The organism is Streptomyces sp. NPDC017676, from assembly GCF_044329325.1.
Lineage (GTDB): Bacteria > Actinomycetota > Actinomycetes > Streptomycetales > Streptomycetaceae > Streptomyces.
In genome coordinates this window covers 445,358-471,408 of sequence record NZ_JBIRJA010000001.1, presented here as the reverse complement: position 1 = coordinate 471,408, position 26,051 = coordinate 445,358, and the positions used below count along the sequence as shown (strand labels likewise).

Genomic DNA, 26,051 nt, shown 5'->3' with positions numbered 1-26,051 from the left:
CGGATCAGCGAGCCCGGCGTGATCCCAACGAGAGGCCCTAGCCAGGCCGGCGCCTCCGGCGGGTCAGGGCGCTCTGGCTCAGCGTTTCTGGCAGGTCGGGCACCAGAAGAGGTTGCGGGCGGCGAGGTCCGCGGTGCGGATCCCGTCGCCGCAGATGTGGCAGGGCAGGTTCGCCCGGCGGTAGACGTACACCTCGCCGCCGTGGTCGTCGACGCGGGGCGGGCGGCCCATGGCCTCCGGGGTGTGCTCCGGGCGGACGGTGTCGATCCGGTTGTTGCGGACGCCTTCCCGCATCAGCGCGACCAGGTCGGCCCAGACCGCGTCCCACTCGGCCGGGGTGATGTCCCGGCCCGCGCGGTAGGGGTCGATGCCGTGCCGGAACAGCACCTCGGCGCGGTAGACGTTGCCGACGCCGGCCACGATCTTCTGGTCCATGAGCAGGGCGGCGATCGTCGTACGGCTGCGGGAGATCCTGCGGTGGGCCGTGCCCGGGTCGGCGTCCGCGCGCAGCGGGTCGGGGCCGAGCCGGTCGTGGACCGCCCGCTTCTCGGCGTCCGTGATCAGGGCGCAGGTGGTGGGGCCGCGCAGATCGACGTACGACGTGCCGTCGGCGAGCCGGAGCCGGACGGTGTCGGCCGGCGGGGGCGCCGGGGCGTCCCCGAAGCCGACCTTGCCGAAGAGCCCCAGGTGGATGTGGACCCAGTCGCCGTCCCGGAAGCCCAGGAAGAGGTGCTTGCCGTGGGCTTCCGTGGCGGTCAGCTCGGTGCCGTCCAGGAGGGCGGCGGCGTCGGAGAACTTGCCCTGGGGGCTGGTGACGCGGACGGCCCGTCCCGAGAAGCGCTCGGCGTAGTCCTGGGCCAGCCGGTGGATCGTGTGCCCCTCTGGCACGGGTCCCGTTCCTTCCCGCCCCCTGGGGGGCTCAGTCCTGCTGCGGGTGGTGGGCCGGGATCGGCGGGAGGTCGCCCGTGGTCTCGTACGCCGACAGCATGTCGATGCGGCGGATGTGACGCTCGTCACCGGAGAACGGGGTGTTGAGGAAGACCTCGACGAACTTGGTCGCCTCCTCCGTGCTGTGCATGCGCGCGCCCACGGCCACCACGTTGGCGTTGTTGTGCTGCCGGCCGAGCGTCGCCGTCTCCTCGCTCCAGGCCAGCGCCGCGCGCACGCCCTTCACCTTGTTCGCGGCGATCTGCTCGCCGTTGCCGGAGCCGCCGATGACGATGCCGAGGGCGTCCGGGTCCGCGGCCGTCCGCTCCGCGGCGCGGAGGCAGAAGGGCGGGTAGTCGTCCTGGGCGTCGTAGATGTGCGGCCCGCAGTCGACGGGCTCGTGGCCGGCGGCCTTCAGCCACTCGACGAGGTGGTTCTTGAGTTCGTAGCCCGCATGGTCGGAGCCGATATACACGCGCATGCCACGAGTGTGACACGCCCGTATCGGGGCAGCAGCCTCAGGGTGTCGGCGGGCACCCGGGGCGGAAATTGTGAGACAGGCCATAGATCCTCAAGGGAACCTCAAGTAACGATACGGATTCAGAGGTTCCCGAATTCGTTCACCTCGGATTCACTGGACCGACTCGTACACCGCTCGTACGGGCAGCACTACCTGGCGCAAAGGAAATCCGTCCATGACCCCTGGTTCGGGCCTCCAAGCAGGACTGAAAAACCGCCACCTTTCGATGATCGCGATCGGCGGTGTCATCGGAGCCGGCCTCTTCGTCGGTTCCAAAGCCGGTATCGCCACCGCGGGACCCGGCATCCTCCTGTCCTACGCCCTCGTCGGCACGCTCGTCGTGCTCGTGATGCGCATGCTCGGCGAGATGTCCGCCGCCAATCCGACCTCCGGCTCGTTCTCGGCCCACGCCGACCGCGCGCTGGGCCGCTGGGCCGGGTTCTCCATCGGCTGGCTCTACTGGTTCTTCTGGGTCGTCGTGCTCGCCGTCGAGGCGACCGCCGGTGCCCAGATCCTCGAAGGCTGGATCCCGGCCGTCCCGCAGTGGGGCTGGGCGCTCATCGTGATGACCGTGCTGACCGCGACCAACCTGGTCTCCGTCGGCTCCTACGGCGAGTTCGAGTTCTGGTTCGCCGGCATCAAGGTGGTGGCGATCGGCGCGTTCATCGTCGTCGGCCTGCTGGCCATCTTCGGCGTCCTGCCGGGCGTCCACGCCGACCAGGCGAGCTTCGGCAACCTGACCTCGCACGGAGGGTTCCTGCCGCACGGTCCGGGCTCGATCCTCACCGGTGTGCTGCTGGTCGTCTTCTCCTTCATGGGCAGCGAGATCGCCACGCTGGCGGCCGGCGAGTCCGAGGACCCGCAGCGCGCGGTCACCAAGTCCACCAACAGCATCATCTGGCGGATCGGCGTCTTCTACCTGGGCTCGATCCTGGTCGTGGTCTCGCTGCTGCCGTGGGACGACGCGTCCATCGCGAAGGACGGTTCCTACGTCGCCGCGCTGAACTCGCTGGGCATCGCGCACGCCGGTCAGATCATGAACTTCATCGTGCTGACCTCGGTGCTGTCCTGTCTGAACTCCGGCCTGTACACGGCCTCCCGCATGGCCTTCTCGCTCGGCGAGCGGGGCGACGCGCCGAAGGCGTTCGCTCGGGTCAACGGCCGGGGTGTGCCGATGACGGCGATCCTCGTGTCGGTGGTGTTCGGCTTCGTCGCCGTCTTCTTCAACTACCTGTCCCCGGACAAGATCTTCCTCTTCCTCGTCAACTCCTCCGGCGCGGTGGCCCTGTTCGTGTGGCTGGTCATCTGCTTCTCGCAGCTGCGGATGCGGAAGATCATCCAGCGCGAGGCGCCGGAGAAGCTCGTCGTGCGGATGTGGCTGTACCCGTACCTGACCTGGGCGACGGCCGCGCTGATCGTGTTCGTCCTCGGCTACATGCTGACCGACACCGAGCACGACGGCCGCGAGACCGTGCTGCTGTCGCTGCTGGTCGCGGCGATCGTGCTGGTGATCGCCGTGGTGAAGGAGCGGATCCGGGCCGGCCGCCCGGCCCCCGCCGCCGAGGCCCCGGCCGACAAGGTGTCCGTCGGCTGATCCGGCCCCGCACGGCCGCACGCCCTGGCCGCATAACCTGACGGAAGCTGTCAGGTTATGCGGCCATGCTGCGTTCCATGACGCACACGGACCGGCGCACCGACCTGACCCTCCTCCGCCCCGGCGACGTCGGCCACGACGACGAACTCGCCGCCTTCCAGCTCGGCTTCGTCCAGCGGCCCGAGGTGATCGCGCCCGCCCGTACCGCGCGGGACGTGGTAGCCGCCGTACGGTACGCCGCCGGGCGCGGCCTGCCCGTGGGCGTGCAGGCCACCGGACACGGACTGCCCGGCGGCTACGAGGGCGGGCTGCTGGTGACGACGAAACGGATGGACGGGATCACCGTCGACCCCGGGGCGCGTACGGTCCGGGTGGGGGCCGGGGTGCGCTGGGGGCAGGTGGTCCGGGCGGCCGAGCCGTACGGGCTGGCGCCGCTCAACGGTTCCGCGCCGGGCGTGGGCGCGGTGTCGTACACCCTGGGCGGCGGGCTCGGCATCCTGGCCCGCGAGTTCGGGTACGCGGCCGACCACGTGCGGTGGCTGGAGCTCGTCACCGCCGACGGCACGCTCCGCCGGGTCACCCCGGACTCCGACCCCGACCTGTACTGGGCGCTGCTCGGCGCCGGGCAGAACCTGGGCATCGTCACCGAGCTGGAGATCGGCCTCGTCCCGGTACGGACGCTGTACGGCGGCTCGCTCGCCTTCGACGGGCGGACGGTGGACCCGGCGGCCGCGCTGCGGGCGTACGAGGCCTGGACGCGGACGGTGCCGGACGGGCTGACCTCGTCCTTCGCGGCCGTACCGTACCCGGACGTGCCCGCGCTGCCGCCGCACCTGCGCGGCACGTACGTGGTCTCGGTCCGGGTCGCCCACACGGGTCCCGGCGGCCCGGACATCGTCGCCCCGCTGCGGGAGATCGGCCCGGTGCTGTCGGACTCGCTGCGCGAGATGCCGTACGCCGAGAGCCACACCATCCACAGCGACCCGGACTTCCCGCACGCCTACTACGGCGACAGCGCGGTGCTGCGGGAGCTGGACGTCGAGCGGGCCGGTGAGCTGCTGCGGCGGACCGGGCCGGCGGCGGACCTGATGTGTGTGGTGCAGGTCAACCACCTGGGCGGGGCGCTCGCGCGGCCGGCGCCCAACGCGGTGCCGTACCGGGAGGGGCGGTTCCTGGTGCGGGTGCTGACGGTCGGGGACCGGCAGCGGGCGCGGGCCGTGCTGGACCCGGTGTTCGCGCTGCTGGCCGACGACACGCTCGGCCGGTCGCTCAACTTCGCCTTCGGCGCGGGCGACCGGGGCGCGGGGCTGTACGACGCCGAAACGCGAAAGAGGCTCGCCCGGGTGAAGGAGACCTACGACCCGGCGAACCTCTTCCGCAGGAACTACGGCGTCAGAGCTTGTTGACCAGCTTCCACGCGGTGGGCAGCGCGCCCATCGCCAGGGCGGCCTTGAGGGCGTCACCGATCAGGAACGGGGTGAGGCCGGCCGCGACGGCCTGGGACGCGGACAGGTGGGCGGCCAGGGCGAGGTAGGGGACGCCGACCGCGTAGACGACGGCCTCGCCGAGGATCATCGTGCCGGCCATGCGCAGCGGGGAGCGGTCGGCACCGCGGCGGGCCAGGGCACCGACGAGGGCGGAGGCGAGCAGCATGCCGAGGACGTAGCCGAAGGAGACCATGCCCGCGCCGGAGGCGCCCTGCGCGAACCACGGCACGCCCGCCACGCCGGCCACCGCGTACAGCGCGAGGGAGAGGAAGCCGCGGCGGGCGCCGAGCGTGGTGCCGACGAGCAGCGCGGCGAAGGTCTGGCCGGTCACCGGCACCGGGGAGCCGGGCACCGGCACGGAGAGCTGGGCCGCGAGACCGGTGAGCACCGCGCCGCCGACGACGAGGGCGACGTCACGGACGCGGGACGCGGGCAGCAGGTCGGCGAGGACGGCGCCGGGGCGGGCGGCGGCGGTGGCGGTGCTCATGGGGACTCCGCGGGTGACGGGGACATGCTGGGACAGGGTGACGCTATCCGAGCCGGCCGCGGCCGATCACCGTCAGCGCCCGACAAAGGACGGAACGAGAGCTTCGTGGGCTCCGGACAAAGAGTGCCGGCTACACCGGTCGGGGCGTGACCCTGATCACTGAGGCAGGGACGTTTCGCTCACGTGAAGCCGGTGCCGACGGAACTGTGCGGTCTCACCAAACGGACCGTGGTCGTCTGTCGGATTCGTTCCACCTGCCCTACCCTTCAGCCATGGTTGCCCAGGCCCGTTATCTCACCTCGCGTCGCTATGTCGATCTGCGACGCCAGGGCACGGCCACCTGTCGCCGTCCGGGATAGCGGCGGGCCGTCCGGCACGCCTCATCCCCTCCGAGCCTCCGAGACGTGTCGGCCCCGCTCCCGAGGACGGTCCTCCATGCCCCGTACCGCCGTTCCCACCCTGCCCTCGCCCGTGCCGCGTGCCGCCGACAGCGACCGGCGGCGCACCAGCGCCAGCGTCGTGCTGCGCTCCGTGCTGGAGCACGGCCCGGTGGCGCGCAGCACCATAGCCCGGCTGACGGGACTGTCCCCGGCGTCGGTGACCGAGCACTGCGCCCGGCTGGCCGAGCGGGGCCTGATCCGGGAGTCGGCCGCGCCCCGCCGCTCGAACGGGGTCGGCCGGCCGCACGTGCCCGTCGACCTGGACGACACCCGTTTCCTGGTCGCCGGGGTGCACGTGGCCGTGCCGTACACCACGGTGGCGCTGCTGGACCTGCGGGGCCGGGTGGTGGCCCGGCGGGAGCTGCGGCACGAACGGACCGATCCGGCCTGGGTGGTGGCGCGGGCCGCCGACGGCCTCGCGGGGCTGCTCGCCGGGGTGCCGGGCCGGCGCCCGCTGGGCGTCGGGGTGGCGGTCGGCGGCTGGGTGGACCGGGAGACGGGCACCGTGGTCGAGCACGAGCTGCTGGGCTGGCGGGACGTGCCGGTGCGGGAGCTGCTCGGCGCCCGCACCGGCCTGCCGGTCGAAGTGGACGGGCACGCGCGGGCGCTGGTGCACGGGGAGCGGCTGTTCGGGCGGGCCCGGGGCAGCCGGAGCGTGCTGCACCTGTTCGTCGGCAACGTGGTGGACGCCGCCTTCGCCACCCGTGACGGGGTGCACTACGGCCCCCGGTCAGCGGCCGGCGCGATCGCCCATCTGCCGGTGCCGGGCGGCACCGAGCCGTGCGCGTGCGGCCGTACCGGCTGCCTCCAGGTGGAACTGAGCGAGCGGACGTTGTGCCGGCGGGCGCGGGCGGCCGGGGTGGCCGACTCGGCCAACCCGATGCGTGTGGTGGCCGCGGCGGCGGGCGGGGACCCGGTGGCCCGGCGGCTGTTGGTGGAGCGGGCGCGTACGACCGGGCGGGCGGCCGGACTGCTGCTGGACGTGCTGAACCCGGAGACGGTCGTCGTCACCGAGATCGGTGTCATCCATGTCGAGGGCTGCCTCGACGCGTTCCGGGACGCGGTCGGTCCGGCGCGTTCCGCCGCTGTCCTCCCGACGAGTTTCCCGGATTCCGTGCTGGCGGTGGCGGGCGGGTCCGTCGTACTGGACGCGTTGTTCCGGGATCCGCTGGGCGCGTCACCTGAGGGTATTTAATTCAGAAACTCGGAATGTTGACAGGGGTCGAGCATGGCCGCGAACATCCTGGTCATGAGCCATCTCACGAGCTGTCGCACTCTCTGTTGCTGACATGTTGCCGCGCATGAAGCGCGTGTTTCCCGCTGCGTGAGTCCTCTTCCTCCGGCCTGCTTCCCCCGGAATTCCTCCTGCTTTTCTCTTCGTTTTCTCCTGGGAGTCTTCCCATGCACCGTCGTGCCTTTCTCACCTCCGTTTTCGGTGCGTCCGCCGCCGTCGCCGGACTGTCCGGCTGCGCACGGGGCGATGCCGCCGCCGACACCCGTGGTGCCGCCACCGAGCCGCTCGCCGACAAGGTCCCGGCCGGTACCAGCCTGAAGATCGCCTCCTATCTGAACCAGCAGCAACTCCAGTTCCGGCTGGCGAAGCTGCCCCCACTGCCGTTCAAGGTCTCCGCCTGGGTGAACATCGGGGCGGGTCCGGACGTGATCAACGCGTTCCGCGCCCGGTCCCTGGACCTCTCCAACAACGCCGGCATCCCGCCGATCCAGGCCCACTACCAGGGCTTCGACGCGAAGATCGTGGCGATCGGCATCACCCGCAAGCCCAACTACCTGTTCGCCACCAGGCCCGGCAGCGACATCCGCGCGGTCACGGACTTCAAGGGCAGGAAGCTCGCCTTCTCGCAGGGCCAGGCCCAGGGTGTGGTGCTGCTGCGGGCGCTGAAGAAGGCGGGCCTGGCCTACGACGAGGTGAAGCTGGTCCCGCTGACCAGCAACCAGTTCCTCACCGCCCTCCAGTCCGGGCAGGTGGACGTGGCCCCGCTCGCCATCAACCAGGCGCCGGCCTACCTGAAGCAGTACGCGTCCAAGGGCGCCCGCTCCATCCCCACCGACGTCGTCGACCTGCTCAACCTGCTGTGGGCGCCGCAGTCCGTGCTGAACGACCCGGCCAGGGCAGCGGCGATCGCCGCCTACATCCCGCAGTGGGCCAGGGGCCAGGTGTGGCAGTACGAGCACCCGGACGTGTGGAACGAGGAGTTCTACGTCAAGACGCAGAACCTGACCCTCGCACAGGCGCGGGGCATCACCGAGCTGGCCAACAAGCCGCTGTTCCCGCCCAGCTGGGACGAGGCGGTCAAGTGGGAGCAGGAGACCGCCGATCTGCTCGCCGAGGGCGGCTTCGTGAAGAAGTTCGACGTGTCCTCGCTCTTCGACCACCGCTTCGAGTCCATCGCCGCCGAGGCCGTACCGGAGGAGTACCGGAGGTGACCGCCGTGACCACCACGACCGCCGTTCCCCGGACCGCCGCCGGGGACCTCCCCCAGGTCCGCCGGCGCCGCCGGCTCTCCCCCGGCCGCCGACTGCCCGCCGCCCGGCTCATCGGACCGCTGGTGCTGTTCGCCGTGTGGGCCGCCGCCTCGGCCGCCGGAGCGCTGGACCCGGGGGCGATCCCCGCGCCCTGGACCGTCCTGCGCACCGCCGGCCACCTGTGGACCGACGGCACCCTGCCCACCGATGTGCTGACCTCCCTCAAGCGGGCCGGCTACGGCTTCGCGATCGGCCTGAGCGCCGGGGTGCTGCTCGCCCTCGCCTCCGGTCTGAGCCGGGCCGGCGAGGCACTGATCGACGGGACGGTGCAGCTCAACCGGGCGATCCCCACCCTCGGCCTGATCCCGCTGTTCATCCTCTGGCTGGGCATCGGCGAGACCTTCAAGATCGCCATCATCGCGATCGTCGTCTACGTCCCGGTCTACCTGAACACGCACGCCGCGCTGTCCGGCATCGACAGCCGCTTCGTCGAACTCGCCGAGGTGCAGGGCCTGTCCAGGCTCGCCTTCGTCCGCCAGGTGGTGATCCCCGGCGCGCTGCCCGGATTCTTCGTGGGACTACGGCTCGGTGTGACCGGCTCCTGGCTGGGCCTGGTGGTCCTGGAGCAGATCAACGCCACCAGCGGGCTCGGCTACCTGATGTTCCAGGCGCAGAACTACGGCCAGACCGACGTCATCCTGGTCGGCCTGCTGATCTACGGCGTGTTCGGCCTGGTCTCCGACAGCGTGGTCCGTCTGATCGAACGGAGGGTGCTGTCATGGCGCCGCACACTGAGCAACTGACCCGGCCCGCCGTCCGACTGCGCGGTCTGACCCGGTCGTTCGCGGGCCGTACCGTCCTCGACGGCATCGACCTCGACCTGCCCGCCGGACAGTTCACGGCCCTGCTCGGGCACAGCGGCTCCGGCAAGTCGACCCTGCTGCGGGCGGTGGCCGGGCTCGATCACGGCGTGGCCGGCGGCGGGCGGCTCACCGCGCCCGAGCGGGTGTCGGTGGTGTTCCAGGACTCACGGCTGCTGCCCTGGCACCGGGTGCTGGACAACGTCCTGCTCGGCCTGGACGGCAAGGACGCCGTCGCACGCGGCCGGGCCGCCCTGGCGGAGGTCGGCCTCGCGGGCCGGGAGCGGGCCTGGCCGGGTGAGCTGTCCGGCGGCGAGGCCCAGCGGGCGGCGCTGGCCCGCTCCCTGGTCCGCGAGCCGGAACTGCTGCTGGCGGACGAGCCGTTCGGGGCGCTGGACGCGCTCACCCGGATCAGGATGCACCACCTGCTGCGCGAGCTGTGGACGCGCCACCGGCCGTCCGTCCTGCTCGTCACCCACGACGTGGACGAGGCGATCGTGCTCGCCGACCGGGTCCTCGTCCTGGACCGGGGCCGGATCGGCCTCGACCTGACCATCGACCGTCCCCACCCGCGCTCCTACCGCGAGCCGCTGCTGGGCGAGTACCGCGAGCGGCTGCTGGCCGCCCTCGGCGTCACGGAGGACCACCGGTGACCGGAAGACAGCTCCACCTGAACGCGTTCCTGATGAACACCGGCCACCACGAGGCGTCCTGGCGGCTCCCCGAGAGCGACCCGCACGCCCACGTGGAGCTGAGCCACTACGTCCGGCTCGCCCGGACCGCCGAACGCGGCACCTTCGACTCCCTCTTCCTCGCCGACGGCCCCCAGCTGTGGAGCAACCTCGCCCAGCGGCCGGCCGGCGCCCTGGAACCGCTCACCCTGCTGACCGCGCTGGCGACGGCCACCGAGCACATCGGCCTGATCGCCACCGCGTCCACCTCCTACAACTCCCCGTACAACCTGGCCCGCAGGTTCGCCTCGCTGGACATCGTCAGCGGCGGCCGGGCCGGCTGGAACATCGTCACCACCGCGGGCAAGGAGGCCGCCCGCAACTTCGGGCTCGACGAAGAGCCCCCGCACGCGGAGCGGTACGCGCGCGCCGCCGAGTTCCTGGACGTGGCCCTCAAGCTGTGGGACAGCTGGGAGGACGACGCGATCGTCGCCGACAAGGCGGCCGGTGTCTGGGGCGACGACAGCAAGATCCACCCGCCCCGGCACCGGGGGACGTACTTCAGCGTCGCCGGCCCCCTCAATGTGCCGCGCACCCCGCAGGCGTACCCGCTGCTCGTCCAGGCCGGTTCGTCGGAGGACGGCAAGGCCTTCGCCGCCCGGTACGCCGAGGCGGTGTTCACCGCCCAGCAGACCCTCGCCGGCGCCCAGGCCTTCTACGCCGACCTCAAGTCCCGGGCCGCACGGGCCGGCCGGGACCCCGGGCACCTGAAGGTGCTGCCGGGGATCGTCCCGGTGCTCGGGTCGACCGAGGCCGAGGCACGGGCCGCCGAACGGCTGCTGGAGGACCACATCGTGTACGAGCACGGCGTGGACCGCCTGGAGAGCCTGCTGCGTCTGCCGGCGGGCACGCTGGAGCTGGACGGTCCGCTGCCCGACGACCTGCCTCCCGAGTCCGCCATCGAGGGCGCCAAGAGCCGCTACACGCTCGTCGTGGAGCTGGCCCGGCGCGACCGGCTGACCGTCCGGGAGCTGATCGGCCGGCTCGGCGGCGGGCGCGGGCACCTCACCTTCGCCGGGACGCCCGAGCAGGTCGCCGACCGGATCGAGACCTGGTTCACGCGCGACGCCGCCGACGGTTTCAACGTCATGCCGGCCGTGCTGCCCTCCGGCCTGGACGCCTTCGTCGAGCACGTCGTACCGCGCTTGCGCGCCCGCGGCCTGTTCCGCGCCGAGTACGGGCCCCGGCAGACCCTCCGGGAGCGCTACGGCCTCCCCCGCCCCGCCAACCAGTACCTGACCCCCGCCTTCAGCTGAGAGGAACCCCGATGTCCATCGAGATCACCAAGGTCACCGCCCGTATCGGCGCGCGCGTCTCCGGAGTCGACATCACCCGGCCGCTCGCCCCGGAGGAGGTCACCGCGATCCGTGAGGCCCTGGGCGTCCACAAGGCGCTCGTCTTCGACGCCGACGGCCTGGACGACACCGGCCAGCAGGCCTTCGCCCGCCACTTCGGCAACCTGACCACGGCGCACCCGACGGTCGGCGCGGTCGACGGCGCCCCGAACGTGCTGCCGGTCGACAGCGAGCGGGGCCGCGCCAACCACTGGCACACGGACGTCACCTTCGTCCTCAACCCGCCGCAGGCCAGCACCCTGCGCTCGCTCACCGTCCCGCCGTACGGCGGCGAGACGCTCATCGCCAACGCGGCGGCGGCCTACCGGGACCTGCCCGAGCCGCTGCGCCGGCTGGCCGACACCCTGTGGGCGGAGCACACGAACGACTACGACTACGCGGTGCCGGACGAGGAGATCGACGAGGAGAGGGCCGCCCAGCGGGCCCAGTTCACCTCCATCAGGTACCGCACCGCCCACCCGGTGGTCCGCGTCCATCCGCTGACCGGCGAGCGCGGGCTGTTCATCGGCGGGTTCGCGCAGCGGATCGTCGGCCTGTCGGCGGGCGAGTCCCGCAAGATCCTGGACCTGCTCCAGGCGTACGTCACCCGCCCGGAGAACGTGCTGCGCCACCGCTGGTCGGAGCGCCAGCTCGTCCTCTTCGACAACCGCATCACCCAGCACTACGCCATCGACAACTACGACGGCCTGCCGCGCCGTCTGCACCGGGTGACCGTCGCCGGGGACGTCCCGGTCGGCATCGAGGGCAAGGAGAGCCACTCGATCGAGGGCGACGCCTCGCACTACACGCCCGTGGCCGCGTAACCGGGAATTCACCCTGCGTACGCCGGGTGTCCGGATGATGGGCGGCCCTGTCGTGCGAGCGGACGGGCCGCCCACACTGGCGGGGTTTTTGCCCGCCCATACGCACTGGGAGAGCCGCCCCCCATGCCCAGCAGCACGACCACGGAGACGCCACCGCAGCAGCGGGCGGACGCCTCCCTCTCCCACGGCCTCAAGCAGCGCCATCTGTCGATGATCGCCCTGGGCGGGGTGATCGGCGCGGGCCTCTTCGTCGGCTCCGGCGCGGGCATCGCCGCCGCCGGCCCGTCCATCGTGATCGCCTACACCCTTTCCGGCGTCCTGGTGATGCTGGTGATGCGGATGCTCGGCGAGATGTCGGCCGCCTACCCGTCCTCGGGCTCCTTCTCCGCGCACGCCGAGCGGGCGATCGGCCCCTGGGCGGGCTTCGCCGCGGGCTGGTCCTTCTGGGTCCTGCTCTGCACGGCGGTGGGTCTGGAGGGCATCGGCGCCGCGAAGATCGTCCAGGGCTGGCTGCCGGGCACCCCGCAGTGGATGTGGGTCGCGCTGTTCATGGTCGTCTTCTGCGGGGCGAACCTGGCCGCCGTGAAGAACTTCGGTGAGTTCGAGTTCTGGTTCGCCGCGCTGAAGGTGGGCGCGATCAGCCTGTTCCTGATCCTGGGCGGGCTGGCCATCGCGGGTGTGCTGCCCGGCACCGACTCCCCCGGCGCGTCGAACCTCACCGACTTCCTGCCGCACGGCAGCGAGGGCCTGCTGGTGGGCCTGCTCGCCTCGGTCTTCGCGTACGGCGGCCTGGAGACGGTCACCATCGCGGCGGCCGAGTCGGAGGACCCGGTGCGCGGTGTCGCCTCCGCCGTCCGCACGGCGATGTGGCGGATCGCCCTGTTCTACATCGGCTCGATGGCGGTCGTCGTCACCCTCGTCCCCTGGAGCTCCGAGGAGGTCGTGGCGAAGGGCCCGTACGTCGCCACCCTCGACCACCTGGGCATCCCCGGCGCGGGCCAGCTGATGAACGTGGTCGTCCTGGTCGCCCTGCTGTCCGCGATGAACGCCAACATCTACGGCTCGTCGCGCATCGCCTACTCGCTGGTCGAGCGCGGCCAGGGCCCGAAGGCGCTGGCCAGGCTGTCCGGCGGGGTCCCGCGCGCCGCCGTCCTCACCTCCTGCTTCTTCGGCTTCGTGTGCGTGCTGCTCAGCTACTGGCGCCCGGACGACGTCTTCCCCTGGCTGCTGAACATGATCGGCGCGGTCATCCTGGTCGTCTGGATCTTCATCGCGGTCTCCCAGCTGCTGCTCCGCCGCCGCATCGAGCGCGAGGCCCCCGAGAAGCTGGTCGTGCGCATGTGGGGCTTCCCGTGGCTGACCTGGGTCGCCCTGGCCGGAATGGTCGCGATCTTCGTCCTGATGGCCCGCGAGCCCGGCACCCGTGTCCAGCTCTGCTCGACGGGCGGGATGACGCTGGTCCTGGCAGCGGTGGGGTACGCCTGGCAGCGGGCGCGGGCCCGGCGCTGACCACCGCACCCCCGCGAGGCCCCCACGTGCGACACGTGGGGGTCTTTCTGTTGCTCCGACGCTGTTGTTGCTAGCGTGTAGTTGCAAGATACTTGCAATAAGGTTCCGGAGGGGATCACCCATGCCCGTCTACACGCTGCCCGACCTGCCCTACGACTACGCGGCGCTCGCTCCCGTGATCAGTCCCGAGATCATCGAGCTGCACCACGACAAGCACCACGCGGCCTATGTGAAGGGCGCGAACGACACGCTGGAGCAGCTCGCCGAGGCGCGGGACAAGGAGTCGTGGGGCTCGATCAACGGCCTGGAGAAGAACCTGGCGTTCCACCTGTCCGGGCACATCCTGCACTCGATCTACTGGCAGAACATGACGGGCCCGAAGGACGGCGGCGGCGAGCCGCTGGCCGCCGACGGCGTGGGCGAGCTGGCCGAGGCGATCAAGGAGTCCTTCGGCTCCTTCGCCGCCTTCAAGACCCAGCTGTCCAAGGCCGCCGCGACCACCCAGGGCTCCGGCTGGGGCGTCCTCGCCCACGAGCCGCTGAGCGGTCGGCTGGTCGTGGAGCAGGTCTACGACCACCAGGGCAACGTCGGCCAGGGCTCCACCCCGATCCTGGTCTTCGACGCCTGGGAGCACGCCTTCTACCTGCAGTACAGGAACCAGAAGGTCGACTTCATCGAGGCCATGTGGCAGGTCGTCAACTGGCAGGACGTCGCCAAGCGCTACGAGGCGGCGAAGTCCCGCGCGAACGTGCTGCTCCTGGCCCCCTGAGAACGTCCTGCCTCGTGATCGTCTTCTCACCCTTCACGACGGCAGGCGGATGAGAGGAGACCCCCGTGAGGACGTGACTCACGGGGGTCTTCCCCTGCGCGGGACGGATCGGGCTACAGGTTGCTGAAGTCCGGGCCCTTGGTGCGGGTCCGCTTGATCTCGTAGAAGCCCGGTACCGAGGCCACGGCGATCGTGCCGTCCCACAGCCGGGCCGCCTCCTCGCCCTTCGGGGCCGGGGTGACCACCGGGCCGAAGAAGGCGATCTGCTCGCCGTCGGGGCCGGGCACCGCGATGACCGGGGTGCCGACGTCCTGGCCGACCTTCTCGATGCCCTCCTTGTGGGAGGCGCGCAGCTCGGGCTCGTACGGGGTGGAGTCCCAGTGGTCCATGAGGGACTCGGGCAGCCCCACGTCCTTCAGCGCGGCGGCCACGGCCGACTTCTCCGGGCCCTCGCCCTGGTTGTGGATGCGGGTGCCGAGCGCGGTGTAGAGGTCGCCGAGCACCTCCGCGCCGTGCTCCTGCTGGGCCGCGATGACGACGCGGACGGGACCCCACGCCTTGGTCGCGAGCATCTCCCGGTACTCCTCGGGCAGCTCGTCGAGCCTGTTCTCGTTGAGCACGGCGAGGCTCATCACATGCCAGCGGACCTCGATGTCCCGGACCTTCTCCACCTCCAGCACCCAGCGGGAGGTCATCCAGGCCCAGGGGCACAGCGGGTCGAACCAGAAGTCGACGGGGGTCTTGTCCGACATGTCTCTCCTCACGGGGAACACTTTCTGAGAGAAACGCCGCCGCCGGCCGTGCCATTCCCCGTCACCCCCGTCAGGAGCACATGGCAGGATCGGTGCTGTTCAGCCGCCATCCACGCGATCACGAGGGAGTGCCGTCCGTGCCCGGTGAGAATCTGTCCCGCGACGAGGCCCGGGAGCGGGCCGCCCTGCTGTCCGTCGAGGGCTACGAGGTGTCCCTGGACCTGCGGTCAGCCGTCGGCGACGCGGGCGGCGAGCCGCGCACGTTCCGCTCGGTGACCGCCATCCGCTTCCGCTGCAACGAGCCGGGCGCGTCCAGCTTCGCCGATCTGGTCGCGCCCGGCGTGACCTCCGTGTCGCTGAACGGACGGGACCTGGACCCGGGCGAGGTGTTCGACGGCTCCCGGATCACGCTGGAGGACCTGGCCGCCGAGAACGAGCTGGTGGTGGACGCGCGGTGCGCCTACTCCCGCACCGGCGAGGGTCTGCACCGCTTCGTCGACCCGGAGGACGGCGAGGTCTACCTGTACACGCAGTACGAGCCGGCCGACGCCCGCCGCGTGTTCGCGAACTTCGAGCAGCCGGACCTGAAGGCGCCGTACCGCTTCGAGGTGCGGGCGCCGGAGGGCTGGACGGTGTGGAGCAACGGCGCCGGTGAACTCGCCGACGGCGTCTGGCGGTTCGCGGAGACGAAGCCGATCTCGACGTACATCACGTGCGTGGTGGCGGGCCCGTACCACTATGTGACGGACTCCTACACCCGGACCTTCGAGGACGGCACGAAGCTGGAGATCCCGCTCGGCGCGATGTGCCGCAAGGGTCTCGCGCCGCACTTCGACGCGGACGACGTGTTCCTGGTGACCAAGCAGGGCCTGGACTTCTTCCACGACCACTTCGACTACCCGTACCCGTTCGGGAAGTACGACCAGGCGTTCGTGCCCGAGTACAACCTCGGCGCGATGGAGAACCCGGGCCTGGTGACCTTCCGCGAGGAGTACATCTTCCGCGGAAAGGTGACGCAGGCGTCGTACGAGGCGCGGGCCAACGTCATCCTGCACGAGATGGCGCACATGTGGTTCGGCGACCTGGTCACCATGGAGTGGTGGGACGACCTGTGGCTGAAGGAGTCCTTCGCGGACTTCATGGGCACCTTCGCCAACGTGGGCGCGACCCGCTTCAAGGACGCGTGGATCACCTTCGCCAACCGCCGCAAGGCCTGGGCGTACCGCGCGGACCAGCTGCCGTCCACGCACCCGATCACGGCGGACATCCGCGACCTGGAGGACGCCAAGCTGAACTTCGACGGCATCACCTACGCCAAGGGCGCCTCGGTGCTCAAGCAGCTGGTGGCGTACGTCGGCCAGGACGCGTTCCTGGAGGGCTCCCGGCGCTACTTCAAGCGGAACGCGTACGGCAACACGCGCCTCGGCGACCTGCTGTCGGTGCTGGCGGAGACCAGCGGCCGGGACATGACGGCGTGGGCGGCGTCGTGGCTCCAGACGGCCGGGGTGAACTCGCTGACCCCGCAGGTGCTGCTGGACACCGAGGGCGGGAGGATCGCCGAGCTGGCGATCCTCCAGGAGGCCCCGGAGTCGCACCCGGAGCTGCGTCCGCACCGGATCGCGCTGGGCCTGTACCGGCGTACGCCCGAGGGCGCGGTGGAGCGGTACGCGCGCGTGGAGACGGACGTGCACGAGCCGCGCACGGTGGTGGCGGAGCTGGCGGGCGCCGAGGCACCGGAGCTGGTGCTGGTCAACGACGACGACCTCACCTACTGCAAGGTCCGGTTCGACGAGACCTCGCTGGCCACGCTGCGCACGCACCTGGGCGCGCTCACCGATCCGCTGGCCCGCGCCCTGTGCTGGTCGGCGCTGTGGAACATGACCCGGGACGCACTGCTGCCGGCGCGGGACTTCATCGATCTCGTGCTGCGCTTCGCGGGCCGCGAGTCGGACATCGGGGTGCTCCAGATGCTGCACGCCTGGGCGAACTCCGCGCTGGCGCACTACGCGGCGCCGGACTGGCGGGAGACCGGCGGGGAGCTGCTGGCCGAGGGGGCGCTGCGGGAGCTGCGGGAGGCGGAGCCGGGCAGCGAGCACCAGCTCGCGTGGGCGCGGTTCTTCGCCTCCGTGGCGTCCGCCGAGCCGGACCTGAAGCTGCTGACGGACCTGCTGGACGGCACGGTCGAGATCGACGGGCTGGAGGTGGACCAGGAGCTGCGCTGGGCGTTCCTGGAGCCGCTGGCCGCGCACGGGGCGGCGGACGAGTCGGTACTGGCTGCGGAGCTGGTCCGGGACGACACGGCGTCCGGCAAGCGGCACCAGGTGCGCTGCCTGGCCGCGCGGCCGTCGGCGCCGGTCAAGGCGCAGGCGTGGGCGCAGGTGGTGGAGTCCGACGCGCTGTCGAACGCGCTGGTGGAGGCGACGATCTCGGGCTTCCAGCAGCCGTCGCAGCGGGAGCTGACCGCGCCGTACGCGCAGCTGTACTTCGCGGCGATCGAGCGGGTGTGGCGGGAGCGGTCGATCCAGATCGGCATGGACGTGGTGCGGGGTCTGTTCCCGGCGTACCAGGACCGGCCGGAGACGCTGGACGCGACGGACGCGTGGCTGGAGGCGCACCGGGACGCGGCGCCGGCGCTGCGCCGGCTGGTGCTGGAGGCGCGGGACGACCTGGCGCGGGCGCTGCGCGCGCAGGAGTGCGACGCCGCGGCCGGCCGGTGAGCTTTGGCCTGAGCTTGCCCGGCCGGTGACCGTTACGAAATTCGGTCAAACATAGCCGTAACCCCTGGTCCGCACCCGATCGGACCAGGGGTTTTGCTTCCCTACTCGGCATCCGAACACCTGACCTTTAGTCCCGTCTTGTCCGCATTTCTCGACGGCCGTGTAACAGTGGTTACGGTCCGCACCGGGGGCGGGAATCCCGAGGCCATGACCCACAACACCCCGCTCTCCCCCCGCCCCCTGAGCCACCTCTCCGACGTCCACCGCCGCGTCCTGACGGCCGCCCAGTTGCGCGCCCACGGCGTGAGGACGGCGGAGCTGGCCGAGCAGTGCCGCCCCGACGGCCCCTGGCGGGAGCTGCTCCCCCACGTGATCCTGCTGCACCCCGGCCCGCCCACCGGCGAGGAGCGGCTGCACGGGGCCCTGCTGTACGCGGCCCGCGCGACGGAGCCGGGCGTCCCGGTCCAGCCGACGGCCGGGAGCCCGCACCGGCCGCTGTACCAGGAGGCGGTGCTCACCGGACTGGCGGCGCTGACCCTGCACGGCTTCTCGTCGACCCCGCCGCTGACCACCCTGGACCACGTGGACGTCCTGGTCCCGCGCCAGCGCCGGCTGCGCTCCGCCGGCTACGTCCGCGTCCTGCGCACCTCCGACCTGCCCGCCCCCCAGGCGGTGACCGGCCTGCCGGTGGCACCGGTGCCCCGGGCGCTGGCGGACGCGGTCGCGGAGCTGAGGGACGCCGAGGCGGTGCGGCGGCTGCTGACCGAGGCGGTGCGCGGCGGCCACTGCGAACCGGCGGCGGTCGTCCGGGAGCTGACCTGCGCCAAGCTGCTGAACCGCCCGCACGTGGTGGACGCCGTGGACGCGCTGCTCGCGGAGGGCCGCTCGATCGCCGAGGACCGCCTGTACCGGATGGTCCGTGAGTACGGCCTGCCCGACCCGGTCTGGAACGTCGACCTGCGCCTGCCCGGCGGCCCGCATCTGGGCGGCCTGGACGCCTACTGGCCGGACCAGGCGGTCGCCGTGGAACTCGACACCCGCGCGCCCCGGCAAGGCCATGGGCAGGGCCGGGGGCAGGACGACGACGCGCTGTGGTCCGAGTACGCCCGCAAGCGCGAGCACCTGGAACGTCTCGGCATCACGGTCGTGTACATCACGCCCAGGAAGCTGCGGGACTCCATGGAGCAGCAGGCCGCGGTGGTGCGGACCGCGCTCATGGCGTCCGGGGACCGCGACCCGGCCGCGTACGTCGTGGTGCTGCCCCGTTAGCGACGGCCGCCTGCTTGTCCTGTTCTGCTGCGCCGGCCGGGTGAGCAGTCACCGGAACGGACGAGCAGGGCGGGCGGGGCGGGGGCGGGCCACGGTACAGGAGAGTCATGAGACACCCCCGAATAGCGGCAGGCGCGTGCTCCCTCCTCCTCGCGGCCGCGTGCGCGTTCGCCGATCCCGCGACGGCACAAGTGGCGCCCCGCACCGTGGCCGGCGGCTACGTGGCCCTCGGCGACTCCTACTCCTCCGGTGCCGGAGCCGGCGACTACCTGGACTCCGGCAAGGAGTGCAAGCGCAGCAGCCGGGCCTACCCCGTGCTGTGGGCCGAGGCCCACGCACCGGCGTCCTTCACCTTCGCCGCGTGCAACGGCGCCGGCGCCGACGATGTCCTGACCAGCCAGCTCGGCCACCTCAGCCCGCGCACCGGGCTGGTCACGCTCACCGTCGGCGGCAGCGACTCGGGCTTCGTCTCCGTCATCGCGAAGTGCGCGCTGGGCGGCAGCGGCGGCTGCCGGTCCGCCGTCTCCACGGCCCGCACCACGATCGACGGGTCCCTCTCCGCCGCCCTCGACCGGCTCTACTCGGCCATCCGGGACCGGGCCCCCGCCGCCCGTGTCGTGGTGCTCGGCTACCCGCACCTGTACCACCTCCAGGGCGCCTGCGCGCTGGGCCTCCCGGACGGCGAACGCGCCACGCTGAACGACGCCGTGGACCACCTCAACGCCGTGATCGCCCAGCGCGCCACCGCCCACGGGTTCACCTTCGCCGACGTCACCGCCGCCTTCGCCGGGCACGAGATCTGCTCGTCCCGGCCCTGGCTGCGCGGTGTCGACGTGCTGGCGATCACCGAGTCGTACCACCCGACGGCGCCGGGGCAGTCCCTCGGCTACCTCCCGGTGCTCAACCGGGAGGCGTGACCGCTACAGCGGCTCGGGCAGGCGCGAGGCCTCCGTGTGCACGCCGTCGAGCAGGGCGGCGTACGCCGCGATCATGCGCGTACGGCTGAAGCGTTCGCGGCTCGCCGCGAGCGCCGGGGCCAGTACGGCTCGGTCGGCGACCGCGGCCGACCAGGCCAGGGCGATGGCCTCGGGGTCCTGCGGGGTCACGAACCCGTGGCCCCGGACGATCTCCGCGCTGTCGCCCACGTCCGTCGTCACCGGGACCGCGCCGCACATCATGCCCTCGATCAGGCACAGCGGCGCCGCCTCCCCGGAGGCGGAGGTGAGGGCGACGACGTCGGCGGCGGCGTACACGGTCTCCATGTCATGGCGTACGCCGAGCAGGCGCACCCGCTCCGCGAGGTGCCGGTCCGCGCCGAACGCGATCTCGATGTCGGCCCACAGTGCCGGGTTGCTGCCGTTCATGCCCGCGCCGCACATCAGGACGTGCCCCTCGGGCTCGCGGGCGAGCCAGGCGCGGGCGGCGCGCAGGAAGAGCGGGACGTTCTTCATCGCGGCGTAGCGGGCGGCGAAGACGGTCACCGGTGCGTGGGCCGGGATGTCCAGGGAGGCGCGGAACGCCACCCGGGCGGCCGGGTCCGGGCGGAAGCGGAGCAGGTCGACCCCGTTGGGGATGACGTGCAGCAGCTCGCGCGGGACGCCGGCCGCCGCGTAGGCGTCCCGGGTGGACTCGGCGCAGCACACGCAGGCCACCACGGTGCCGTCGGCGATGGCGGCCTTCAGCTCGGTCAGCGCCGGTCCCTGGTTCTCCGGGTCGGAGCGGTGCAGGCAGACCACGACCGGGCGGCGGGGCAGTCCGGCCTGGTCGATCAGCGCCAGCGGCTGCTCCTTCAGCGACAGGATGACGTCCGCCGCGGCCATGGACCGTGCCGTTTCGGCCAGCTCGGGCCCGCTGAAAACGTTCGCCGCCAGCGTGCCGTCCACCAGCCCCGCGGTGCGGCCGAGCGAGGTGACGCCGACGCCGCCGGCGGTCAGCGCCCGGTAACAGGCGTCGTCCTCCATGCGCTGCCGGGTGGCCTCGCGGTGGACCTCGCCATGGATGCTGAGTACCTGATGGGACTGGCCGCCCTCGGCCAGTCCCAGAACGACGTCGGAGTGCACGATCCGGGCCCCTCCGGAGAAGAAGCCCTCGTAGACCGACAGCACACGCAGTCCGTGCCTCGCGCGCACACGACCACCCGCCTTGCACAAAAATCGAGCCATCCCCGTGAACAGCGGGTTAGCCGATATGAGGCGGTACGGACATTGCGCGCGAGTTAACGCGGAACTACACGTACGAAACGTTGGCTAACAGAATTCCTTCTCCAGCACGTCCACCGTGTCCCCGGCCCAGTCCCCGTTGAAGTTGACCGCCACGGAGTGCCGGCCGTCCGCCGTCGACGCCCCCTCGGACGCCGAGCCGTGAATGCCGCCGTCGTGACCCCAGACGCGAACGCCGCAGCTCAGCTCGGTGTTCATGAGCCCGAGGCCGTACCGGACGCGGGGGGTGTCGGCCTCCGTGGCCACCGTCGTCTTCATCTCCTTCAGCTGCCGGGCCGGGAGCAGCTCGCCGCCGAGCAGGGCGCCGTAGAAGCGGGACAGGTCGGCGGAGTCCGAGATCATCTCTCCGGCGGAGGAGGCGATGGACGGGTTGAGGTCCGTGACGTCGTACGCCGGGCCGCCGCGGACCCTGAACGTCGAGTACGCCCTGCTGCTCGGCCGGGGCAGGGTGACCCGCGTGCCGGGCACGGAGGTCGCCCGCAGGTGCAGCGGGGCGATGATCCGGCGGTTGATCTCGGTGGCGTACGGCCGGCCGGTGACCTCCTCGATCACCATCCCGGCGAGGACGTAGTTGGTGTTGGAGTACCGCCAGGAGGTGCCCGGCGCGAAGTCCGGTGCGTGCCGCATGGCGAGGTCCACCAGGTCCTGCGGGGTGAGGGTGTCGTAGCGGTGCCGGAAGAATCCTTCCTTGGTGAAGTAAGCGCTGCTGAAGCCGGGGTCGGCGAGGTAGTCGTGGATGCCGCTGGTGTGGTTCAGCAGCTGCCGGACGGTGATCCGGCGGCCGTCGTGGCCGTGGCCGCGGACCACGCCCGGCAGCCACCGGTCCACCGAGTCGTCGAGCGAGAGCCGGCCCTCCGCCTCCAGCTGGAGCAGGACGGTGGCGACGAAGGACTTGGTGATGCTGGCGACGCGGAAGCGGTCGGCGGGCGAGCGCGGCGCACCCGTGCGGGTGTCGCCCACCCCCGCGGTGGCGGACCAGACGCCGTGGCCGTCCCGCGCGGTGACGGTCGCGCCGGGGACACCGGCCGCGACCGCCGCCTCGACGGCTTCGCGGGTGCGCTCGTGGGGCGCGGGTCCGGCCGCGACGGCCGGCCCCGCCAGGGCCGCCGAGAGGAGCAGGGCGGTGCCGCCCACCAGAGCTGTGCGTGCGCGCATGTCTTCCCCAACCTGTGGTGTGTGGGTGCGGTCGGGGGAAGGGACCGGGGAGTGTTCTGCGAAGGTTGCCTGGTTGTAGGCCGGTTGAGTGAATATCAGCCCTTCTTCAGCACCAGCTCGGTGTTCCGGTCCGCCTCCTTGCCCGCGAACGTCTTGCCGGCACCGGGGGCGTTGAAGGACAGCTCGCGGTAGAGCGCGGCCAGGCCGGTCTGCGAGAGGTCCGCGAAGTCGGTGCGGTGCGGGGCCGCGGACTCGATGAGGGTGGTGAAGACGGAGAGCGTGCCGTCCTTGTTGTCGACCAGCTCGACGACGCGGGCGAGCTGGGGGTAGTCGATGTGCGAGGCGGTGGAGATCTCCCAGAAGGAGCGGCCGCCGGAGGCCGCGTGCGGGGTGATGATGTTCTTGTGGACGTGGCCGTTCACCCAGGCGAGCACATTGCGGTGCCGGGAGAGGAGGGCCACCAGCTCCTCGCCGGTGTGCCGGCGCTCGCCGGGGCGGGCCGGGTCGGGGCGGGTGTTGGTCATGGTCTTGCTGGTGTGGTGGCTGAAGACGACGGCGTAGGAGTCCTTGTTGTCCGTCAGGGTCTTGTCCAGCCACTTGAGCTGGGCGGTGCCGAGGGAGCCCTCGAAGTGGCCGCCGGCGTCGTTGGTGTCGAGGCTGATCCCGATGACGTCGTCGGAGACGCGGAAGGAGTAGTACTGGGTCCCGGCGTCGAGGTTCGCGGAGGAGTAGCCGTGCCCGACCGGGCCGACGCCCTGGTGGGCGGGGTCGAGGTGGGCCTTGAGGTAGTCGGCGGGCGTGTACGGTGCCCGCTTCTCGTCGGGGGTGACGGAGCGCATGGCGCGCGCGTGCGCCTTGAGGAAGTCCCGGTAGCCGGTGCCCCGCGGGTCCCGGGCGTTCTTGTTGGTGTCCCGGAACTTCTCGGCCTCGGCGGCGGAGACGGTCATCAGCTTCCTGCCGCCGATGGCGGCCTCGGCCAGGTAGGAGTCGCCGTGGGAGCCGTAGACACCGAGCTGGAGCATGTCGTGGTTGCCGACGGTGGAGTACCAGGGCAGCTTGAGGCCGGGGCTGCGCACCTCGCGGATCGCGGCGGCCAGGAAGCCCTCCAGGTGCGGGAAGCCGAGCGCCTTGTCGTTGTCGCGGAGGGCGGCGTCGGGCTGCCAGTACAGCTTCAGGCCGCTGTTCTGCACGCCTTCGTAGCGCGCCGGGTCACCGGAGTTCGGGGTGAAGCGGCCACCGCTCATCACCTTCATGTACCACTCAAGCTCGCACAGCGCGTTGTTGTCGGTGTTGTCGCCGGTGGTCATGACGAAGTGCAGCGGAGCGCCGGTGACGGGCCCGCCGCGCAGCGCGTTGACCCGTTCGACGAACGCGATGGCACCCTGCACGGTCAGCGCCTCCTGCGGGCGCCAGGCGTGCGGGTCGGCTGCGCGCACGAACTCGGCGCGCAGGGGGTGCTGGACATCCGTCAGGTGCATGTCAGTGAATTGCACGAACGCGGCGAAGGGCTTGCGGCGGCCCGCGCGGCCGGCCTTGGGCGTGGCCAGCTCGCCGCGCACGACCCGCTTCCAGCCGGGGCCGTCGCCGAGGCGGCGGTAGCCGGAGCTGTTCCGGGGAGCGGCGACGGAGGCGAGTGTCGTGCCCTTGGTGTAGGGGGCGAGCGGGGCGGCCGCGGAGGCCCGCCCGCTGTGGGCGACGGGCTCCTCGGCGGCGGTGACGGCCTCGCCGTCGGCCGGGCGCAGGGCGTAGCCGACGCCCGCGGAGAGCGAGACCGCTCCGGCGGCGGCGAGGACGGTACGGCGGTTGACCCCCGCGGCGGAGGTGGCGACAGAGCGTATGCGCGACATGCGCGGTCTCCCCGGGTGCGAACGCGTCGGCAGTGGTCGCGGGCCGTCACGGACGCGAACGCCCCGCTCACTGTGGATCGTTGGCACCGGGGATGACCTGCGCGTGAACGGGGCGGCAACGCGCAGCGCCAATCACCGTACGTGGATCACGGGTCACCGGGCGCGGTCATGCAGCCGATCGCCGGTGGACCGGGACCGGTCACTCCTCGTTCAACTGCCGGGGTAGCGCAACACCCTCCAGGTGTCCGTGCGGCGGCTGTTCGCGCCACAGCCGCAGCGCGGTGTCGACCAGCCGCACCCGGGTCAGCGTGGGTACGGCATCGAGGTCCTGCCAGGCGGCGAAGTCGGTGGAACCGCCCACCTCGTAGCGGAGTTCACCGCCGACGACCTCCCCCGTGTAGAGGATGCGCACCCCGTGGTGGTCGGTGCGGCGGCGCGGGCGCCCGCTGGGGAGGACATGACGGGAGGAGTCGATGCCCAGCAGACCGGTCACCTCGATGCGGTAGCCGGTCTCCTCGTCGACCTCGCGGCGGACGGTGTCGTACGGGTCCTCGCCGTGCTCCATGCCACCGCCGGGCAGCACCCACTCCGGGGTGCCGTCCGGTGCGGGTGAGCGGGCGAGCAGGAGCTGTCCGTCGCGGACGCACACGGCGTAGGCCGCCACCCTCAGTTTCCGTCGCATGGACGGACGTTAGCGCGGGTTGTCCGGGTTGGCGGGCGAATACTCCGGCGCGGACCAGCGCAGGGGCAGGGCGGCCGGGGTGCACCGGGCCTCGGTGAGCGTGAAGCGGACGGTACGGGCGCCGTCCCGGGCGAACTCGGTCCGGGCCTCGCCGGTGAGCTGGAGGGTGGTGCCCGTGTCCCAGTCCAGGAAGAGCAGGCCGGCGCGCGGGTCGGTGCGCAGGTTGCCGAGGCTGAGGAACATGGCGTTGCCGGGGTAGTCCGGCCAGGTCAGCTCGCGCGGGGACGTGACCTCGACGAAGCCGGGGTTGCCGCCGCGGTGGCTGGCGTCGGCACCGGCTCCGTGCACGGTGGCCAGGAAGAAGGTGTCGGCGGAGAGGACGAGGTGCGCCTCCTCCTCGCCGAGGACGGTGAGGCGTCGGGGGGCCTCGGGGGTGCGGTCGACCGTTTCGTACGACTCCCTCCGCTGGATGTGTTTCGGGCAGTTGGCGAAGACCTGGTCCGCTTCCACGGTGAAGCCGGTCGCCGTGGGGTGCAGTCGGCCGTTGAGGCGCATGCGGCGGCGGGTTCTCGGGTCGAGGGCGATGGTGCCCACGGCCCGGGGGCCGCCGGCCGGGAGGCCGGTTGCGGCGAATGCCCGAGCGGCGTCTCCGTCGACGGACATCCGCCGGGGCCCCGTCGCCCGTACGAAGCCCGGCGCTCCCGTGAGTGCCGAGGCCCACACCCTTCCCGTCCCCGGATCCGCCGCGCCCACGATCAGCAGGGGCTGCTGCTCCAGGAAGGCCGCCGCGACCGGCTTGATGTCCTGGCCGAGGGAGCGGCCGACGTGGTCGGCCCGGTCGCGGACGCCGGCCTGCTCCTGGAGGGCCCGCGAGCCCGCGTGATACACGCTCATGACTAGAAGAAACCGCAGGTCGGAGCGGCGGCGTGCGGGGCGGGGGCCTGCTCGGCGCCGTGCGGGACGGAGATCTCCAGGCGGGTGCCGTCCGGGTCGTGGAAGAAGATCCCGCCGGAGGCCGCTCCTTCCCGGTGGGCGACCACGCCGTCGTGGGCGAAGTCGGCCCCGGCGGCCCTGAGCGCACTCTCGTACTCCCGGACCCGGTCCATCGTGTCGGCGGTGAAGGCCAGGTGGTGCAGTCCCGCCCGGTCCCGGTCGTACGACCCCCGCGCCTGCTGCCAGAGGGTGAGGAGGGGCTGGTCACCGCCGTTGCCGAGGAACGCGTAGCGCCGGTCGTCCTCCTTGCCCTCGGCGAGCACGGTGAAGCCCAGGACGTCCCGGTAGAAGGCGAGCGAGCGGTCGAGATCGGTGACGTTCAGGCCCGTGTGGCCGGTGCTCAAGGTCATGGCTCTTCCCTTCGGCGTGCCCTCACCGGGCATCTCTAACCTTCGTATTTCACGTTAGGGGGTTAGATTCGACGGAGTCAACCGCTCACGTACGCTTGAGC

At 71.9% G+C, this 26,051-nt stretch carries 23 protein-coding genes; 13 read left to right on the top strand and 10 right to left on the bottom strand.

Features of this window, described 5'->3' with window-relative positions; genetic code table 11:
- Positions 1 to 78 precede the first annotated feature (78 nt).
- Complete coding sequence (locus ACH4LD_RS02085) at positions 79 to 888, bottom strand: Fpg/Nei family DNA glycosylase (protein WP_398053281.1); 810 nt, start codon at positions 886 to 888, stop codon at positions 79 to 81.
- A 31-nt stretch (positions 889 to 919) separates the two neighbouring features.
- Positions 920 to 1,408: a ribose-5-phosphate isomerase gene (locus ACH4LD_RS02080; protein WP_103810387.1), complete on the bottom strand. Its 489-nt coding sequence runs from the start codon at positions 1,406 to 1,408 to the stop codon at positions 920 to 922.
- Between the two features lie 214 nt (positions 1,409 to 1,622).
- Between ACH4LD_RS02080 and ACH4LD_RS02075 the strand changes: the two genes are divergently transcribed.
- Positions 1,623 to 3,041 carry an amino acid permease gene (locus ACH4LD_RS02075; protein ID WP_398053280.1) on the top strand — a complete coding sequence of 473 codons (1,419 nt, stop codon included), beginning with the start codon at positions 1,623 to 1,625 and terminating at the stop codon, positions 3,039 to 3,041.
- A 77-nt stretch (positions 3,042 to 3,118) separates the two neighbouring features.
- A complete protein-coding gene (locus tag ACH4LD_RS02070) occupies positions 3,119 to 4,447 on the top strand; it encodes an FAD-binding oxidoreductase (RefSeq protein WP_398053279.1) in 1,329 nt (442 codons plus the stop codon).
- Here the strand turns inward: ACH4LD_RS02070 and ACH4LD_RS02065 are convergent.
- Entirely contained in the window at positions 4,434 to 5,015 is a 582-nt protein-coding gene (locus ACH4LD_RS02065) for a biotin transporter BioY (RefSeq protein ID WP_398053278.1), read from the bottom strand. The genes ACH4LD_RS02070 and ACH4LD_RS02065 overlap by 14 nt on opposite strands.
- A 435-nt stretch (positions 5,016 to 5,450) precedes the next feature.
- Between ACH4LD_RS02065 and ACH4LD_RS02060 the strand changes: the two genes are divergently transcribed.
- The 8 genes from ACH4LD_RS02060 (at position 5,451) to ACH4LD_RS02025 (ending at position 13,966) form a co-directional block, all read left to right on the top strand.
- The gene (locus ACH4LD_RS02060; RefSeq protein ID WP_398053277.1) at positions 5,451 to 6,650 is read left to right on the top strand and encodes an ROK family protein; all 1,200 of its coding nucleotides are present in this window, start codon (positions 5,451 to 5,453) and stop codon (positions 6,648 to 6,650) included.
- Positions 6,651 to 6,856: 206 nt separating this feature from the next.
- Complete coding sequence (locus tag ACH4LD_RS02055) at positions 6,857 to 7,900, top strand: ABC transporter substrate-binding protein (RefSeq protein ID WP_398053276.1); 1,044 nt, start codon at positions 6,857 to 6,859, stop codon at positions 7,898 to 7,900.
- Positions 7,897 to 8,742 carry an ABC transporter permease gene (locus ACH4LD_RS02050; RefSeq protein ID WP_398053275.1) on the top strand — a complete coding sequence of 282 codons (846 nt, stop codon included), beginning with the start codon at positions 7,897 to 7,899 and terminating at the stop codon, positions 8,740 to 8,742. The genes ACH4LD_RS02055 and ACH4LD_RS02050 overlap by 4 nt, the downstream gene beginning before the upstream one ends.
- On the top strand, positions 8,718 to 9,452 hold the full coding sequence (locus ACH4LD_RS02045) for an ABC transporter ATP-binding protein (protein WP_398053274.1): 735 nt from the start codon (positions 8,718 to 8,720) through the stop codon (positions 9,450 to 9,452). The genes ACH4LD_RS02050 and ACH4LD_RS02045 overlap by 25 nt, the downstream gene beginning before the upstream one ends.
- Positions 9,449 to 10,786 carry an LLM class flavin-dependent oxidoreductase gene (locus tag ACH4LD_RS02040; protein ID WP_398053273.1) on the top strand — a complete coding sequence of 446 codons (1,338 nt, stop codon included), beginning with the start codon at positions 9,449 to 9,451 and terminating at the stop codon, positions 10,784 to 10,786. Before ACH4LD_RS02045 ends, ACH4LD_RS02040 begins: the two co-directional genes overlap by 4 nt.
- 11 nt (positions 10,787 to 10,797) lie before the next feature.
- A complete protein-coding gene (locus ACH4LD_RS02035; protein ID WP_398053272.1) occupies positions 10,798 to 11,688 on the top strand; it encodes a TauD/TfdA dioxygenase family protein in 891 nt (296 codons plus the stop codon).
- 123 nt (positions 11,689 to 11,811) lie between these two features.
- On the top strand, positions 11,812 to 13,197 hold the full coding sequence (locus ACH4LD_RS02030) for an amino acid permease (protein WP_398053271.1): 1,386 nt from the start codon (positions 11,812 to 11,814) through the stop codon (positions 13,195 to 13,197).
- Positions 13,198 to 13,318: 121 nt separating this feature from the next.
- On the top strand, positions 13,319 to 13,966 hold the full coding sequence (locus tag ACH4LD_RS02025) for a superoxide dismutase (protein ID WP_103810377.1): 648 nt from the start codon (positions 13,319 to 13,321) through the stop codon (positions 13,964 to 13,966).
- 113 nt (positions 13,967 to 14,079) lie between these two features.
- Here ACH4LD_RS02025 and ACH4LD_RS02020 read toward each other — a convergent pair whose 3' ends face one another.
- Positions 14,080 to 14,718 carry a DsbA family protein gene (locus ACH4LD_RS02020; protein WP_132786252.1) on the bottom strand — a complete coding sequence of 213 codons (639 nt, stop codon included), beginning with the start codon at positions 14,716 to 14,718 and terminating at the stop codon, positions 14,080 to 14,082.
- A gap of 137 nt (positions 14,719 to 14,855) precedes the next feature.
- Between ACH4LD_RS02020 and pepN the strand changes: the two genes are divergently transcribed.
- From pepN to ACH4LD_RS02005, 3 genes are all read left to right on the top strand, one after another.
- Positions 14,856 to 17,435, top strand: a complete 2,580-nt coding sequence (pepN, locus tag ACH4LD_RS02015; protein ID WP_398053270.1) for an aminopeptidase N — start codon at positions 14,856 to 14,858, stop codon at positions 17,433 to 17,435.
- Between the two features lie 207 nt (positions 17,436 to 17,642).
- A complete protein-coding gene (locus ACH4LD_RS02010) occupies positions 17,643 to 18,704 on the top strand; it encodes a hypothetical protein (RefSeq protein WP_398053268.1) in 1,062 nt (353 codons plus the stop codon).
- A 107-nt stretch (positions 18,705 to 18,811) separates the two neighbouring features.
- Positions 18,812 to 19,621, top strand: coding sequence for an SGNH/GDSL hydrolase family protein (locus tag ACH4LD_RS02005; RefSeq protein ID WP_398053267.1), 810 nt, complete (start codon positions 18,812 to 18,814; stop codon positions 19,619 to 19,621).
- Between the two features lie 3 nt (positions 19,622 to 19,624).
- Here ACH4LD_RS02005 and ACH4LD_RS02000 read toward each other — a convergent pair whose 3' ends face one another.
- From ACH4LD_RS02000 to ACH4LD_RS01975, 6 genes are all read right to left on the bottom strand, one after another.
- Positions 19,625 to 20,809 (bottom strand): glycosyltransferase, encoded by a 1,185-nt coding sequence (locus tag ACH4LD_RS02000; RefSeq protein ID WP_398053597.1) that lies wholly within the window; start codon positions 20,807 to 20,809, stop codon positions 19,625 to 19,627.
- Between the two features lie 141 nt (positions 20,810 to 20,950).
- Positions 20,951 to 22,078, bottom strand: a complete 1,128-nt coding sequence (locus ACH4LD_RS01995; protein ID WP_398053266.1) for a serine hydrolase domain-containing protein — start codon at positions 22,076 to 22,078, stop codon at positions 20,951 to 20,953.
- A gap of 95 nt (positions 22,079 to 22,173) precedes the next feature.
- Positions 22,174 to 23,925, bottom strand: a complete 1,752-nt coding sequence (locus ACH4LD_RS01990) for a TIGR03767 family metallophosphoesterase (RefSeq protein ID WP_398053265.1) — start codon at positions 23,923 to 23,925, stop codon at positions 22,174 to 22,176.
- Between the two features lie 199 nt (positions 23,926 to 24,124).
- A complete protein-coding gene (locus ACH4LD_RS01985) occupies positions 24,125 to 24,589 on the bottom strand; it encodes an NUDIX hydrolase (RefSeq protein WP_398053596.1) in 465 nt (154 codons plus the stop codon).
- A gap of 27 nt (positions 24,590 to 24,616) precedes the next feature.
- The gene (locus ACH4LD_RS01980; protein ID WP_398053264.1) at positions 24,617 to 25,501 is read right to left on the bottom strand and encodes a pyridoxamine 5'-phosphate oxidase family protein; all 885 of its coding nucleotides are present in this window, start codon (positions 25,499 to 25,501) and stop codon (positions 24,617 to 24,619) included.
- A 2-nt stretch (positions 25,502 to 25,503) separates the two neighbouring features.
- Entirely contained in the window at positions 25,504 to 25,950 is a 447-nt protein-coding gene (locus ACH4LD_RS01975) for a VOC family protein (protein WP_398053263.1), read from the bottom strand.
- Between the last annotated feature and the right edge of the window lie 101 nt (positions 25,951 to 26,051).

What these genes read in the sequence shown, in the direction of transcription:
- ACH4LD_RS02080 (WP_103810387.1), bottom strand. Translation starts at nt 1,408, where the DNA reads ATGCGCGTGTATATCGGCTCCGACCATGCGGGCTACGAACTCAAGAAC.
- ACH4LD_RS02075 (WP_398053280.1), top strand. Translation starts at nt 1,623, where the DNA reads ATGACCCCTGGTTCGGGCCTCCAAGCAGGACTGAAAAACCGCCACCTT.
- ACH4LD_RS02070 (WP_398053279.1), top strand. Translation starts at nt 3,119, where the DNA reads ATGACGCACACGGACCGGCGCACCGACCTGACCCTCCTCCGCCCCGGC.
- ACH4LD_RS02065 (WP_398053278.1), bottom strand. Translation starts at nt 5,015, where the DNA reads ATGAGCACCGCCACCGCCGCCGCCCGCCCCGGCGCCGTCCTCGCCGAC.
- ACH4LD_RS02060 (WP_398053277.1), top strand. Translation starts at nt 5,451, where the DNA reads ATGCCCCGTACCGCCGTTCCCACCCTGCCCTCGCCCGTGCCGCGTGCC.
- ACH4LD_RS02055 (WP_398053276.1), top strand. Translation starts at nt 6,857, where the DNA reads ATGCACCGTCGTGCCTTTCTCACCTCCGTTTTCGGTGCGTCCGCCGCC.
- ACH4LD_RS02045 (WP_398053274.1), top strand. Translation starts at nt 8,718, where the DNA reads ATGGCGCCGCACACTGAGCAACTGACCCGGCCCGCCGTCCGACTGCGC.
- ACH4LD_RS02035 (WP_398053272.1), top strand. Translation starts at nt 10,798, where the DNA reads ATGTCCATCGAGATCACCAAGGTCACCGCCCGTATCGGCGCGCGCGTC.
- ACH4LD_RS02030 (WP_398053271.1), top strand. Translation starts at nt 11,812, where the DNA reads ATGCCCAGCAGCACGACCACGGAGACGCCACCGCAGCAGCGGGCGGAC.
- ACH4LD_RS02025 (WP_103810377.1), top strand. Translation starts at nt 13,319, where the DNA reads ATGCCCGTCTACACGCTGCCCGACCTGCCCTACGACTACGCGGCGCTC.
- ACH4LD_RS02020 (WP_132786252.1), bottom strand. Translation starts at nt 14,718, where the DNA reads ATGTCGGACAAGACCCCCGTCGACTTCTGGTTCGACCCGCTGTGCCCC.
- ACH4LD_RS02010 (WP_398053268.1), top strand. Translation starts at nt 17,643, where the DNA reads ATGACCCACAACACCCCGCTCTCCCCCCGCCCCCTGAGCCACCTCTCC.
- ACH4LD_RS02005 (WP_398053267.1), top strand. Translation starts at nt 18,812, where the DNA reads ATGAGACACCCCCGAATAGCGGCAGGCGCGTGCTCCCTCCTCCTCGCG.
- ACH4LD_RS01995 (WP_398053266.1), bottom strand. Translation starts at nt 22,078, where the DNA reads ATGCGCGCACGCACAGCTCTGGTGGGCGGCACCGCCCTGCTCCTCTCG.
- ACH4LD_RS01990 (WP_398053265.1), bottom strand. Translation starts at nt 23,925, where the DNA reads ATGTCGCGCATACGCTCTGTCGCCACCTCCGCCGCGGGGGTCAACCGC.
- ACH4LD_RS01980 (WP_398053264.1), bottom strand. Translation starts at nt 25,501, where the DNA reads ATGAGCGTGTATCACGCGGGCTCGCGGGCCCTCCAGGAGCAGGCCGGC.
- ACH4LD_RS01975 (WP_398053263.1), bottom strand. Translation starts at nt 25,950, where the DNA reads ATGACCTTGAGCACCGGCCACACGGGCCTGAACGTCACCGATCTCGAC.